General features: G+C 61.1%; 15 protein-coding genes and 2 riboswitches. Of the genes, 4 read left to right on the forward strand and 11 right to left on the reverse strand.

The annotated features are described in order from the left end of the window. Positions 1-14: 14 nt before the first annotated feature. From nusA to AB6Q56_RS08515, 10 genes are all read right to left on the reverse strand, one after another. On the reverse strand, positions 15-1,487 hold the full coding sequence (gene nusA, locus AB6Q56_RS08470) for a transcription termination factor NusA (protein ID WP_434516619.1): 1,473 nt from the start codon (positions 1,485-1,487) through the stop codon (positions 15-17). 21 nt (positions 1,488-1,508) lie between these two features. Next, positions 1,509-1,949: a ribosome maturation factor RimP gene (gene rimP / locus AB6Q56_RS08475; RefSeq protein WP_434516620.1), complete on the reverse strand. Its 441-nt coding sequence runs from the start codon at positions 1,947-1,949 to the stop codon at positions 1,509-1,511. 117 nt (positions 1,950-2,066) lie between these two features. Continuing rightward, on the reverse strand, positions 2,067-3,086 hold the full coding sequence (gene rluB, locus AB6Q56_RS08480) for a 23S rRNA pseudouridine(2605) synthase RluB (protein WP_434516621.1): 1,020 nt from the start codon (positions 3,084-3,086) through the stop codon (positions 2,067-2,069). Beyond that, the gene (gene scpB / locus AB6Q56_RS08485; RefSeq protein WP_434516622.1) at positions 3,086-3,619 is read right to left on the reverse strand and encodes an SMC-Scp complex subunit ScpB; all 534 of its coding nucleotides are present in this window, start codon (positions 3,617-3,619) and stop codon (positions 3,086-3,088) included. Before scpB ends, rluB begins: the two co-directional genes overlap by 1 nt. Further along, entirely contained in the window at positions 3,588-4,484 is an 897-nt protein-coding gene (locus AB6Q56_RS08490) for a segregation and condensation protein A (RefSeq protein ID WP_434516623.1), read from the reverse strand. Before AB6Q56_RS08490 ends, scpB begins: the two co-directional genes overlap by 32 nt. Position 4,485: 1 nt before the next feature. Further along, positions 4,486-4,776 carry a lipid-A-disaccharide synthase N-terminal domain-containing protein gene (locus AB6Q56_RS08495; RefSeq protein ID WP_434516624.1) on the reverse strand — a complete coding sequence of 97 codons (291 nt, stop codon included), beginning with the start codon at positions 4,774-4,776 and terminating at the stop codon, positions 4,486-4,488. Further along, positions 4,776-5,978, reverse strand: a complete 1,203-nt coding sequence (locus tag AB6Q56_RS08500; protein ID WP_434516625.1) for a tryptophan--tRNA ligase — start codon at positions 5,976-5,978, stop codon at positions 4,776-4,778. The genes AB6Q56_RS08495 and AB6Q56_RS08500 overlap by 1 nt, the downstream gene beginning before the upstream one ends. Before the next feature lie 6 nt (positions 5,979-5,984). Beyond that, positions 5,985-6,635: a site-2 protease family protein gene (locus tag AB6Q56_RS08505; RefSeq protein ID WP_434517144.1), complete on the reverse strand. Its 651-nt coding sequence runs from the start codon at positions 6,633-6,635 to the stop codon at positions 5,985-5,987. 7 nt (positions 6,636-6,642) lie between these two features. After that, a complete protein-coding gene (locus AB6Q56_RS08510) occupies positions 6,643-7,269 on the reverse strand; it encodes an L-threonylcarbamoyladenylate synthase (protein ID WP_434516626.1) in 627 nt (208 codons plus the stop codon). A gap of 2 nt (positions 7,270-7,271) precedes the next feature. Further along, the gene (locus AB6Q56_RS08515; protein WP_434516627.1) at positions 7,272-8,147 is read right to left on the reverse strand and encodes a 3',5'-nucleoside bisphosphate phosphatase; all 876 of its coding nucleotides are present in this window, start codon (positions 8,145-8,147) and stop codon (positions 7,272-7,274) included. A 73-nt stretch (positions 8,148-8,220) separates the two neighbouring features. Next, a riboswitch (glycine riboswitch) is annotated at positions 8,221-8,309 on the forward strand. An 8-nt stretch (positions 8,310-8,317) separates the two neighbouring features. After that, positions 8,318-8,397, forward strand: a riboswitch (glycine riboswitch). A gap of 77 nt (positions 8,398-8,474) precedes the next feature. Between AB6Q56_RS08515 and gcvT the strand changes: the two genes are divergently transcribed. Genes gcvT through AB6Q56_RS08535 form a run of 4 tightly spaced genes read left to right on the forward strand, consistent with a single transcriptional unit; the run spans position 8,475 to position 13,423 of the window. Continuing rightward, positions 8,475-9,566, forward strand: coding sequence for a glycine cleavage system aminomethyltransferase GcvT (gcvT, locus tag AB6Q56_RS08520; RefSeq protein ID WP_434516628.1), 1,092 nt, complete (start codon positions 8,475-8,477; stop codon positions 9,564-9,566). A gap of 23 nt (positions 9,567-9,589) precedes the next feature. Beyond that, the gene (gene gcvH, locus AB6Q56_RS08525; protein ID WP_434516629.1) at positions 9,590-9,976 is read left to right on the forward strand and encodes a glycine cleavage system protein GcvH; all 387 of its coding nucleotides are present in this window, start codon (positions 9,590-9,592) and stop codon (positions 9,974-9,976) included. Positions 9,977-9,989: 13 nt separating this feature from the next. Next, entirely contained in the window at positions 9,990-12,881 is a 2,892-nt protein-coding gene (gene gcvP / locus AB6Q56_RS08530; protein WP_434516630.1) for an aminomethyl-transferring glycine dehydrogenase, read from the forward strand. Next, entirely contained in the window at positions 12,881-13,423 is a 543-nt protein-coding gene (locus tag AB6Q56_RS08535) for a DUF2946 family protein (protein ID WP_434516631.1), read from the forward strand. Before gcvP ends, AB6Q56_RS08535 begins: the two co-directional genes overlap by 1 nt. A gap of 17 nt (positions 13,424-13,440) precedes the next feature. On the opposite strand, the gene AB6Q56_RS08540 is transcribed toward AB6Q56_RS08535, so the two are convergent. Beyond that, entirely contained in the window at positions 13,441-13,911 is a 471-nt protein-coding gene (locus AB6Q56_RS08540; RefSeq protein ID WP_434516632.1) for a GlcG/HbpS family heme-binding protein, read from the reverse strand. Positions 13,912-13,977 lie beyond the last annotated feature (66 nt).

The following is a 13,977-nucleotide window of genomic DNA, read 5'->3' on the forward strand; positions in this document are numbered from 1 at the left end:
TTGCTACCTCCCGCTCACTCGAACCAGTGAGCCCGTGCCTTCAGAATGAGTTCCTTGGCACGCTCGTCGTCGATGCCGGTCATTTCCGTCAGTTCATCAACCGCCAGCTCCGCGAGGTCATCACGGGTCTTGACGTCATGTTCGGCCAATTTGGCGGCCAATTCCTTGGTCATCCCTTCAAGACCGATCAGGTCTTCGGAGACGTTCTCCAGTTTTTCTTCGGTGGCGATCGCCTCGGTCAGAAGGACGTTACGGGCGCGGTTGCGCAGCTCGTTGACAATATCCTCGTCCAGACCGTCGATTTCCAGCATTTCGGCCAGCGGCACGTAAGCCACCTCTTCCAGCGTCGAGAACCCCTCTTCGATCAGCAGGTCGGCGAGTTCCTCGTCAATATCCAGCTTTTCCATGAAGGTAACGCGGGTCACGGCATGCTCGGCCTCGGACTTCTTCGCCGACTCATCCTGGGTCATCAAGTTGATGGTCCATTGCGTCAGCTCGGAAGCCAGGCGAACGTTCTGGCCACTGCGACCGATGGCGATGGCGAGATTATCCTCGTCGACCACCACGTCCATGGCGTGCTTTTCCTCATCGACCACGATGGAGGAAACCTCAGCCGGCGACAACGCGCCGATGACGAACTGGGCCGGATCGGCAGACCACAGCACGATATCGATGTTCTCGCCGCCGATTTCGTTGCGCACGGCGGTAACACGCGAACCGCGCAGGCCAACACAGGTGCCGATCGGGTCGACACGCGGGTCGTTGGACTTGACGGCGATCTTGGCACGCAGACCTGGATCGCGGGCACAGGCCTTCAATTCCATCAGACCGTCGGAAATTTCCGGCACTTCCAGTTCGAACAGCTTGATGACGAACTCGGGGGCGGTACGCGACAGTATGATCTGCGGACCGCGTGCGTTGCGGTCGATACGCAGCAGATAAGCCTTGACGCGATCGCCGATACGCAGATTTTCCTTGGGAATCATCTGGTCGCGGGGCAGCAGGGCTTCGATCTTGCCCGCCTCGATGATGGCATTACCGCGCTCCATGCGCTTGATAGTGCCGGAAACGATGTGCTCGCCGCGACTCAGGAAGTCGGAAAGAATCTGTTCGCGCTCGGCGTCGCGAATCTTCTGCAGGATGACCTGCTTGGCGGCCTGGGCGCCGATACGACCGAAGTCGATAGGCTCAAGCGGCTCCTCAAGAAAATCGCCTGCCTCGACATCCGGATCCCCCTTCTGGGCCTCGGACAGCGGAACTTGCAGATATTCGTTGACATACTCGCTGTCGGCGACGACTTGCCAGCGACGGAAGGAGTCATAGTTACCGGTATTGCGGTCGATCGAGACGCGCACTTCGGCCTCGTCGTGGATACGCTTTTTCGTCGCGGAAGCCAGCGCCAGCTCAAGGGCACCGAACACGATTTCCTTGGCGACGTTCTTCTCGCGGGCCAGTGCATCGACCAGCAGCAACATTTCACGGCTCATGGGCTAAAACCTCCTAGTCCTTCAGTCGAATCGGGGCACCAGACGTGCCTTCTCGATATTGGTAAATTCCAGTTCCACTTCATCTTTTTCAAGGCGCAAGCCAACCTTGCCATCCTTGTGACCCAGCAATTCGCCCTGGAAATTGCGGCGACCATTGTGCGGAATACGCAGCTTGACCTGGATATCCTGCCCGGCGAAACGCTCGAAATCAGCAGCCTTCTTGACCACGCGATCCATGCCCGGCGAGGAGATTTCGAGGCGGTCGAAGTCGATGTTTTCGACCTCAAAAACCCGTGTCAATTGATTGGACACCTTGGCGCAATCCTCGACATCGACGCCACTCTCCTTGTTCGGGGCATCGATGAAGACACGAATCGTGCGGCCGCGCGGCGACAGCTCGACATCGACGAGTTCATAACCCAGACCGACAACGGTCGTTTCCAGCAGCGTGTTTAAATCCATGGCCACAAATAAAAAATGGGCGAAACGCCCACCTTGAAAAACAAAGATGCCCGCCGAAAACGACGGGAGAAACAAACCCGTGAATTATAACGAATTTATTCCCCCCGGTAAATCAGTTTAGGTAGTTTCCGGCTCCTTTTTCGGCACCTGGGCGGTCTTTCCCAGTCCGCGCAGCAACATCTTGACCTCGTCCTCGGTCAACTCATGCGAGCGGCCGCGTTTCAGTTGCGGCGGCAGAATGAACGGGCCGTAGCGCACGCGGATCAGACGGCTAACGGTACAGCCGACCGCTTCGAACATGCGTCGCACCTCGCGATTACGCCCTTCGAACAACGACACGCGGTACCATTTGTTCGCGCCCTCCCCACCGGCATCGACCAGACTGGCGAAGCTGGCCGGACCATCCTCCAACTCGACCCCGGCGAGCAACTGCTTCTGCGCCTCCATGGTCAGCTCGCCGAGAACACGCACGGCATACTCGCGAACCAGCTCGGAACTCGGGTGCATCAGTTTGTTGGCCAGTTCGCCCGAGGTTGTAAACAGCAACAAGCCGGAAGTGTTGAAGTCGAGGCGACCGACGTTGATCCAGCGCCCGCCGCGCATACGCGGTAGCGCAGCGAACACCGATGGACGGCCATCCGGGTCGTCGCGCGACACGATCTCACCCTCCGGTTTGTGGTACATCAGGACGCGCGGCGGCCGCGAACTACCGGTAAAACGAATATTGATCAGACGGCCGCCGACCTTGACCTTGTCGGTCGGCACCACGGACTGCCCGATGGTTGCCACAACGCCATTAACGCTGACCTTGCCGGCCGCAATCCATTCTTCCATTTCGCGTCGCGAACCGACACCGGCCTCAGCCAGCACCTTCTGCAGGCGAACTGGCTTGGCTTCGGCCAGCGGCCGACCGTCGCGGGCAATACTACCCCGGTGCGCCCGACCGCCCATGTTGGGCGCCGGTTTGCGGCGCGGCGCGGGTTTCGCGGCCCCCACATCGCCTGGCGGCTGCTCACGCTGTGCGCCGCGACCGCGCGCAGGCGCATCGGAACGATGCCCCGCCTCGCGCGGACTGCGCTGGGGTGCGTCCAGGGGCTGGTCCGAAGATTGACAGAATGGTGTGCGTTTGTTTTTCATTATTCCAGCTCCAGTGTCTGGCTGATTTGTTCAAGTGGCGGCAGTTCGCTGACACTTCTAAGACCGAGATCATCGAGAAATTGCTTGGTCGTGGCAAACAGAGCCGGCCGACCTGGCGTTTCACGATGGCCAACGACATCGATCCAGCCGCGCTCTTCCAGTGTTTTGATCACGTTGGCGTTGACGGCCACACCGCGAATCTCCTCAATGTCGCCCCGCGTCACCGGTTGACGATAGGCGATGATGGCCAAGGTTTCCAGCACCGCCCGCGAATACTTGGGCGGACGCTCCGGATTGAGGCGCTCGATATAGGGAAGGTATTCGGCCCGTGTCCTGAAACGCCAGCCGGATGCGAGCTGAATCAATTCGACCGGCCGCTCGCCCCATTCCTCGCGCAGTTCGTCGAGCAGCTTGCGCAGCATGTCCGTCGACAGCTCCTCGTCGAACATACGCCTCATATCGTGCGGCGACATCGGCTCGCGCGCCGCGAGCAAGGCGGCCTCAAGCACCCGCTTGACCTGGCTCGGCTCCATCGCCCTCCTCCATGACTGCTTCCGGTTCCCCCGAACTGAGATTGATATAGATCGGGGCAAACGCTTCTGTTTGCGTGATACGGATCATTTTTTCCCGCCCCAACTCGAGCATGGCCAGAAAATGCACAACCAGCCCCGGCGGCCCCATCTCCGGATCGAACAGGGTTTCAAATTGCACGAAACCACCCTTTTCCTGCAGGGTACGCAAAATGATGCCCATGTGCTCGCGTACCGACAATTCCTCGCGACCGATCTTGTGGTGCTTCTTCAATCCCGCCTGCCGTACGATGGCCATCCAGGCTTCCTTGAGGTCGTCGACCGAGACCTCGGGATGACGGACCAGCAGCGATTTTTCAACCAGCGTCTCGACCCAAAAGAACTCCCGCTCAGCCTGCGGCATCTCGTTCAGCTTTTGGCCGGCGAGTTTCATCTGCTCGTATTCCATCAGCCGGCGTACGAGTTCGGCACGCGGATCTTCCGTCTCATCACCTTCGGCCGCCTTGGGCCTCGGCAACAGCATGCGTGACTTGATCTCGATGAGCAGTGCCGCCATCACCAGATAATCGGCGGCCAACTCCAGATTCTGTGCCCGCATGGCCTCGACGTAGTCGAGGTACTGCCGGGTCAGCGGCGCCATCGGAATGTCGAGGATGTCGATATTGGCGCGACGAATCATGTACAGCAACAGGTCGAGCGGCCCCTCGAAGGCGTCGAGCATGATCGCCAAAGCATCGGGCGGGATGTACAGGTCGAGCGGCATCTGCTCCATCGCCTGTCCGTAAATCCGCGCCACCGGCTCGAAAAGCCCGGTTTGCGCCGCCGGATCGATCTCCGGCGTATCCAATACGTCGCCCGCTACGGTCATATCAGGAGGCCGCCGTGCGGCCCTTCCCCCGGTAGTGGAGATGCAGGTTGCGGAAATAGATGACCAGACTCAAGGCCTGACCAAAGATGAAGACCGGATCGCTGCGATGAATGGCATAGACGGTCAGGACAAGACCGCCAAAAATACTGAAGTACCAGAAGGAAACCGGGATGACGACCTGCTTCGCCTTTTCGCTCGACCACCACTGAACGACAAAGCGCATCATGAACAGAGCCTGGCCGCCAAAGCCAATCCCGATCCAGATCAGGTCTTCCCACGAATAGCCGAACATCAGTGGTATTCCAGCCCCATCGCTTCACGCACGTCGCGCATGGTTTCGCGGGCCAGTTCACGTGCCTTTTCGCAGCCGTCGGCAATGATATTCTTGACCAGCGTCGGGTCATCCAGATACATCTGGGCGCGCTCGCGCATCGGAATCTGCTCTTTCAGGATACCGTCGATCACCGGCTGCTTGCACTCGATGCAGCCGATTCCGGCCGTCTTGCAACCCTGTTGCACCCACTCCTTGGTGCTGTCATCGGAGTACACCTGATGCAGCTGCCACACCGGGCAGCGTGCCGGATCGCCCGGATCGGTACGACGCACACGATTGGTATCGGTCGGCATGCTCTTGACCTTCTTGGCCACCGATTCTTCCGATTCACGCATGGTGATGGTGTTGTGGTACGACTTGGACATCTTCTGTCCGTCGAGACCCGGCATCTTCGATTCCGGCGTCAACAGGTAGCCCGGCTCGACCAGGATCATCTTGCCGGAACCTTCGAGGTAGCCAAACAGGCGCTCGCGGTCGAGTGCCGACAGGTGCTGGATTTCGTTGAGCAGCGCCTTGCCCTGCTCCAGCGCTTCCTTGTCGCCGTTCTGAACGAACCCGGTGCGCAACTCCTCGTACAGACGCGCCTTCTTGCTGCCCAGCTTCTTGACCGCCTCGCGCGCCTTGTCCTCGAAACCCGGCTCGCGGCCGTACATGTGGTTGAAGCGGCGGGCCAGTTCGCGGGTGAATTCGACGTGCGGAATCTGGTCTTCGCCAACCGGCACCTTGTCGGCACGGTAGATCAGGATGTCGGCGCTCATCAACAGCGGATAGCCAAGAAAGCCATAGGTGGTCAAATCCTTGCCAGCCAGCTTTTCCTGCTGGTCCTTGTAGGTCGGCACGCGCTCCAGCCAGCCGAGCGGCGTCATCATCGACATCAGCAGGTGCAGTTCGGCATGCTCCGGGACCTTGGACTGGATGAACAGCGTGGCCTGGTTGGGATCGACACCGGCCGCCAGCCAGTCGATGACCATATCCATCGACGATTTTTCGATCCCCTGCGGATTGTCGTATTGCGTCGTCAGGGCGTGCCAGTCGGCCACGAAGAACAGGCAGGGGTATTCGTGCTGGAGCTTGACCCAGTTCTTGAGAACACCGTGATAGTGGCCGAGATGCAGGGCGCCGGTCGGGCGCATGCCGGAGAGAACACGTTCAGCGTACATAAGCGATTAATAGAGACCAAAGATGAGTTCGATGACCCGAGCCGAGGTGATCACCAGCGGATTCATGACGGCACCGAGAATACCGGTGAACAGCAGGAGCAGCAAAATGGGGAAGCCCCAGCGTTCGAGCTGGGCGAACTTCCAGGCAACCGAATGCGGCAGCAGGCTGACCGCAATCCGCCCCCCGTCGAGCGGCGGCAGTGGCATGAGGTTGAGGACCATCAGGACGCAATTGACCATGATGCCGATCTTGCTCATTTCCGACAGCGGCAAGGTAAATTCCGAAGAAGGCATCAACCACGCCAACTTGAGCATGAACGCCCAGCAAAAGGCCATGAACAGGTTGGCACCGGGGCCGGCGGCCGCCACCCAGAACATGTCCTTCTTGGGATGCCGCAGCCGGCTGAAATCAACCGGCACTGGCTTGGCGTAGCCGAACAGGAACGAGCCACCCGAAAACAGCAGGATGGCGATCGGAATGATGATGGTGCCTACGAGGTCGATATGGCGTAGCGGATTCAGGCTGATCCGCCCCATCTGCCAGGCGGTCGGGTCGCCGAAGTGCCGTGCGGCATAGCCGTGCGCAGCCTCGTGCAGCGTGATCGCGAAGATCACCGGCAGTGCCGAGATAGCCAGGGTCTGGATCAGGCTTTCCAGCATACGTTCAGTCCAGTCCGAAAGGTGCGAGTGAGCCGCGCCCGGCACGGATCAGCTCGGGTGCCGAGCCGGTCAGGTCGACGACGGTGGTCGGCTCGGTGCCGCAAGGGCCGCCATCAAGGACCAATTCGAGCTGGTCTTCCAGGCGATCCTGGATTTCCCAACCTTCGGTCAGCGGAGCCTCGTCACCAGGCAATTGCAGCGTCGTGGTCAGCAGCGGCTCACCCAATTCCTCGAGCAGGGCCAGCGCGACCGGATGATCGGGAATGCGTAGCCCGATCGTCTTGCGCTTCGGATGCATGACCCGGCGCGGCAACTCCTTGCTGCCTTCGAGGATAAAGGTATAACTACCGGGCGTCGCCGCCTTGAGCAGGCGGTACTGGCTGTTGTCGACACGGGCGTAAGTGGCGATTTCGGACAGATCGCGCACCATCAGGGTCAAGTGATGACGCTCATCCATCTGGCGGATCATGCGGATACGGTCCAGCGCCTCCTTGTCGCCAAGGTGGCAACCCAAGGCATAGCAGGAATCGGTCGGCAAGGCGACGATGGCGCCATTGCGGATGAACTCGGCCGCCTGCACCAGCAAGCGCTGCTGCGGCGAATCGGGATGGATATTGACGACGCGTGCCATGCTCAGACCACCAGACGCCAGACCGGCTTCAAGTCCTCAGGCAACTGCGGCAGCTTGCCGAGATCGACATAACTTTCCTCAGGCCCGTGGAAATCGGAGCCCCGCGAGGCGTGGAACTCGTAGTGACGGGCCAGGCGGGCGAAATGCATGACGTGATCCGGCGAATGGCTGCCGCAGGTCACCTCGATGCCGCGCCCGCCGGCATCCTTGAAATCATCGAGGAAGCGGCGCATCTCGGCGCCGGACATCTTGTAGCGCCCCGGATGGGCAACCACGGCCACACCACCGGCGTTGTTGATCCAATTGACGGCATTTTCGAGCGTCACCCATTGATGATCGACATAACCGGGCTTTCCCGGCGTCAGGTAGTGCTGAAATACGCCCGGCACATCGCGGGCTATACCGATCGACACCAGATAACGGGCAAAGTGGGCACGCGAAATCAGGCTCGGATTGGTCACGAAGCACAGCGCGCCTTCATAGACACCGGGAATGCCTATAGCTGCCAGCGCATCGCCCATGCGCCGGGCGCGCTCGACGCGTCCCTGGCGGAGATCGTTAAGGCCATTGACCAATTCCGGATAGGCTTCATCAAAGCCAAGGCCGACAATATGAATCGGTGTGCCACGCCACTCGATCGAAATTTCGACCCCATTGACGAAACGCATGCCGACTTCACTGGCAGTCGCCTTAGCCTGAGGCAAACCGCCGATATCATCGTGATCGGTCAGCGCCCACAGATCGACGCCGTTGGCAGCCGCACGTCGAGCAACTACCTCGGGTGGCAGCAAACCGTCGGAAACGATGGAATGGCAATGGAAATCGAAATTGGCGGGCGTCACAGGCAAGCGCTTGAAGGCAAACGAAGAGTTTATCACGAAGGCGGCACCACCCGGCTTCCCTTGTGCGGCGCAGCATGTTGATCAGACCGCCGCATCCCGTTATAGTGCCTCCCGTTCCGTGGGAGAGAGCAGTTCGATCTGCCGCCGAAGGCGCAATTTCACCCGAAAACGCTCAGGCAAAAGGACCGCGGGACTGCTGGCAGTAGCGGCAAAACTCTGGAGAGTGACGTAGACAACGTCCACCGATGGGGCAAATCTCTCAGGTATCGAGGACAGAGGGGTGAAACGCAAGACGCGAGTTTTACGTTTCACCCCTTTTCCGTTTCTAGAACTGACGTCACAAAACGTCTGTAAAGGATTGATATGCTGAAGAAAACGGTTTTGAATGCAGCCCATCGTGCGATCAACGCCCGAATGGTTGATTTCGGCGGCTGGGACATGCCGGTCAACTACGGCTCGCAGATCGAGGAACACCACGCCGTGCGCAACGATTGCGGCATGTTCGACGTGTCGCACATGTGTCCGGTCGATGTCGTCGGCACCGATTGCCGCCCCTTCCTCTCCCGCCTCGTCGCCAACGACGTCGCCAAGCTCACCGTTTCCGGCAAGGCGCTCTACTCCGCCATGCTCAACGAGGCTGGCGGCGTCATCGACGACCTGATCATCTATTTCCTGACCGACACCCGCTTCCGCATCGTGGTCAACGCTGGCACCGCCGAGAAGGATCTGTCCTGGATGCAGGCCAAGGCCGCCGAATGGAAGATGGATGTGACCATCACCCAGCGCCGCGATGGCGACAACGCCCTCGGCATCATCGCCGTGCAAGGTCCAAACGCCCGCGCCAAGGTTTGGCAGGTGCTGCCGCAGGCCAAGGCCGCCACCGAAGGCCTGAAAGCCTTCTTCGCCGCCCAAGTCGATCAGTATTTTATCGCCAGCACCGGCTACACCGGCGAAGACGGCTACGAAATCATGCTGCCGGCCGGCGAGGCTGAAAGCCTGTGGAACAAGCTCAAGGATGCCGGCGTCGCCCCGTGCGGCCTGGGTGCCCGCGACACGCTGCGTCTCGAAGCCGGCATGAACCTCTACGGCCAGGACATGGACGAAACCGTGTCGCCGCTCGACGCCGGCCTGGCCTGGACGGTTTCGTTGAACACCGACCGCGATTTCGTCGGCAAGGCCGCGCTGGTCGCCAACGGCCAGCAGAACCAGTTCCTCGGCCTGATCCTGCTCGACAAGGGCGTGCTGCGCGGCCATCAGAAGGTCGTCACCGCCCAGGGCGAAGGCGAAATCACCTCCGGTTCCTTCTCGCCCACCCTGCAGCAATCGATCGCGCTGGCCCGTCTGCCGCTTGGCGTCGCCATTGGCGACGAAGTACAAGTCGACATTCGCGGCAAGCTGCTCAAGGCCAAGGTCACCAAACCCGTATTCGCCCGCAACGGCAAAGCAGTCATTTAATTCAATCCATTCAGGAGAAAACCATGTCGAACGTTCCCGCCAACCTCAAGTACGCCGCCTCTCACGAATGGATGCTGCTCAACGCTGACGGCACCGTCACTGTCGGTATTACCGACCACGCCCAGGAAGCCCTTGGCGACCTCGTCTTCGTCGAGCTGCCGGAAGTCGGCGCCCATTACGACGCCGAGAAGGAAATCGCCGTTGTCGAGTCGGTCAAGGCCGCCGCCGACGTCTACGCCCCGATCGCCGGCACCGTCACCGAAGTGAACCAGGCTGCCGCCGATGCGCCGGAATCGGTTAATGCCGACGCTTACGCCGCCTGGCTATTCAAGATGACGCCTGACAACGTTGCCGACCTCGACAAGATGCTCGACGCCGCTGCTTACCAGGCCGTCGCCGACGCCGCCTAAGCAAGGACTGCCCATGCCGCTCAATCAACCGCTCTCCGCGCTGGAACAGCACGACGAGTTCATCGGCCGTCACATCGGACCGTGCACTACCGAAATGGCCGCCATGCTGGCCGCCATCGGTGCCGACAGCCTGGATCAACTTATCGACCAGACCGTCCCGGCCGCCATTCGCCTGCCGGCCGACCTGCCCCTGCCGGCACCGCGCCGCGAACACGAAGCGCTGGCCGACCTCAAGGCCATGGCCAGCAAGAATGTCGTCAACAAGTCCTGCATCGGCATGGGCTATTACGACACGCTGACGCCCAAGGTCATCCTGCGCAACGTCATGGAAAACCCGGGCTGGTACACCGCCTATACGCCCTACCAGGCTGAAATCGCCCAGGGCCGACTGGAAGCACTGATGAATTTCCAGCAGATGGTCGTCGATCTGACCGGCCTGGAAATCGCCAACGCCTCGCTGCTCGATGAAGCCACCGCCGCTGCCGAGGCCATGACCATGGCGCGCCGCGTCTCCAAGTCGAAATCGAACCGCTTCCTGGTCGATGCCGCCTGCTTCCCGCAGACCATCGACGTGGTCAAGACCCGCGCCGCCTACTTCGGCTTCGAACTGGTCATCGGCAAGCTTGACGACTACAAGGACGGCGAATTCTTCGGCGCCCTGCTCCAGTACCCGAACGACAACGGCGAAGTCCGCGACCTGACCGACGTCATCGCCAGCCTCAAGGCCAAGGGTGCCACCGTGGCCGTCGCCACCGACTTGATGGCTCTGGTCCTGCTCAAGTCGCCGGGCTCCATGGGCGCCGACATCGCCCTCGGCTCCAGCCAGCGCTTCGGCATCCCGATGGGCTTCGGCGGCCCGCATGCTGCCTTCTTCGCCACCCGCGAAGCCTTCGTCCGCTCCATGCCTGGCCGCATCATCGGCGTTTCCAAGGATGCCCGCGGCAACACCGCCTACCGCATGACGCTGCAGACGCGCGAGCAGCACATCCGCCGCGAGAAGGCCAACTCCAACATCTGCACCTCGCAGGTGCTGCTCGCCAACATGGCCGGCATGTATGCCGTCCACCACGGCTCGGAAGGCTTGCGCCTGATCGCCGGCCGCATCCACCGGTTGACCGCCATCCTCGCCGAAGGTCTGAAGCGGGCTGGCGTCAACCTGCTGACCAAGCAGTTCTACGATACGGTGCACTTCGACCTCGGCGCCCGTGCCGAAGCGGTTTACAGCGACGCCCTGGCTGCCGGCTACAACCTGCGCCGCGTCTCGGCCGGCGTACTCGGTGTTTCCTTCGACGAAACCACCACGCGCGAGGACGTGGCGACGCTGTTCAAGCTGATCACCCAGGTCACGCTCGATGTCGCCAGCATCGACGCGCAAGTCGCCGCCGCCGACTCCGCGCTGCCGGACGCGCTGCTCCGTACCGACGCCGTACTTCAGCATCCGGTGTTCAACACGCATCACACCGAGCACGAAATGCTGCGCTACCTGAAGTCGCTGCAGAACAAGGATCTGGCGCTCGACCACTCGATGATTTCGCTCGGCTCCTGCACCATGAAGCTGAATGCGACCAGCGAGATGATCCCGGTCACCTGGCCGGAATTCGGCGGCTTGCACCCGTTCGCTCCGCGCGATCAGGCGGCCGGCTATCTCGAAATGATCGCCAGCCTGACCGAATGGCTGAAGACCGTGACCGGTTTCGACGCCATCTGCATGCAGCCGAACTCCGGTGCGCAGGGCGAATATGCCGGCCTGGTCGCCATTGACCGCTACCATGCCAGCCGTGGCGAGGCGCATCGCAATGTCTGCCTGATTCCCAAGTCGGCACACGGCACCAACCCGGCTACCGCCCAGATGGCCAACATGAAGGTCGTCGTCGTCGATTGCGACGACAACGGCAACGTCGATGTCGCCGATCTCAAGGCCAAGGCCGAGGAACACAAGAACGACCTGTCCTGCCTGATGATCACCTACCCGTCGACGCACGGCGTGTTCGAGGAAGCGGTTCGCGAGATCTGCACCATCGTCCATGCCAACGGCGGCCAGGTATACATGGACGGCGCCAACCTCAACGCCCAGGTCGGCCTGACCTCACCCGGCTTCATCGGCGCCGACGTCAGCCACATGAACCTGCACAAGACCTTCGCCATCCCGCATGGCGGCGGCGGACCGGGCATGGGCCCGATCGGCCTCAAGGCCCATCTGGCACCGTTCATGGCCGACCACGTGATCCAGCCGACCGGCGACGCCAACCGCGTCAATGCCGGCCAGGGAGCGGTCTCCGCCGCCCCCTTCGGTTCGGCGTCGATCCTGACCATCTCCTGGATGTACCTGGCAATGCTGGGGGCCGAAGGCGTCAAGAAGGCCACACAAGTCGCCATCCTGAATGCCAATTACGTGGCGACCAAGCTGAATGCCCACTACCCGGTGCTTTACGTCGGCAAGAACGGCCGCGTGGCGCACGAGTGCATCCTCGACATCCGTCCGATCAAGGCCGCCACCGGCATCGCCGAGATCGACATCGCCAAGCGCCTGATGGACTACGGTTTCCATGCGCCGACGGTGTCCTTCCCGGTCGCCGGCACCATCATGGTCGAGCCGACGGAATCCGAGTCGAAGGCCGAGCTGGACCGCTTCATCGCGGCCCTGGTCAGCATTCGTGAGGAAATCCGCCAGATCGAGAATGGCGTGTGGTCGGCCGACAACAATCCGCTGAAGAATGCCCCGCATTCCCAGGCGGATGTCATCGATGCTGACTGGCAGCATCCGTACAGCCGCCAGCAGGCCGTCTTCCCGCTGCCGTGGGTGGCGGCCAACAAGTTCTGGCCGAGCGTCAATCGTATCGACGATGTATATGGCGACCGCAACCTGAACTGCGCCTGCCCGCCGATGGAGGCTTACGCCGACTAATGGCGGTCGATCTCTCTGCCATCGCCAAATGGCCCGACGTTCCGGCCTGTTACGGCTGGTTGTCACTGGACCGGCGGGGCGACTGGCGATTGCAGGGAGAGCGCATCACGCATCGTGGCCTGATCGATTTCATCAACCGCCAGTACGGGGTTGATGCGTCAGGCAACTGGTTTCTGCAAAACGGCCCGCAACGGGTCTTTGTCAGCCTGGCCTACACCCCGTGGATCTTCCGTAGCGATGCAGGCAGGCTATTCAGCCACATCGGGGAAGCGGCCGGAGAAGCGCTTGCTGTTTGGCTCGACGAACAGGGCAACGTCTTGCTCGAAACGCCGCTTGGCATCGGCCTGCTTGACGACCGCGACCTGGCCGGCTTTCTGTCGGCCTGCCGCGACCGTGAGGGAAACCCCGCGGCCGATTATCTCCTTGCCGACCTGATGCAAGGGAGTGAAACTGGGGTGCTCTGGGGAAAGATGCCCGTTCAGCCGATTCATTCGGACACCGTAGCCCTGCGCTACGGCTTCAATCCTGCCCCGAAGCCCTGAAGCCTCGGGGCCTGTGCCTAGCGCCCAAGCACCTTGACGCCGGCTGTGGCAACTTGCTCGTCCTGATCGGCGCGCACACCGGAAACGCCGACCGCACCAATCACCTCACCGTTCACGATGATCGGCACTCCGCCCTGCATGAAGATATAGCCTTCGGCCGACAACAAGGCCGGGCGCCCCTTGTTAACCGCATCCTCAAGCGCCGCGCTCGGACGGCGAAAGAGCGCAGCGGTTCTGGCCTTACCTATCGCGATATCGACGCTGGGACGTTGAGCGTTGTCGAGACGGTCGACTCTCAGTGGGTAACCAGCGTCATCGACCACCGCAATCACCACATTCCAGTTATTGGCCTTGGCTTCCGCCGTTGCAGCGACCACCGCTTTGTGGGCTTCGGCCAGCGTCAGCCCCTTTTTATCGACCAATTGCGCCTGGGCGGCAAAAGGCATGGCGAACAACAACGAAAGCGCGGTCAGTTTGCGTATATCCATTACATCGTCTCCTGGAACTGAATCGTCTGGTTGATCGTACCGGCCGAAACAGCAAAAACGAACTGC

Origin of the sequence: Dechloromonas sp. ARDL1 (genome assembly GCF_051122455.1) — a bacterium.
Classification (GTDB): domain Bacteria; phylum Pseudomonadota; class Gammaproteobacteria; order Burkholderiales; family Rhodocyclaceae; genus Azonexus.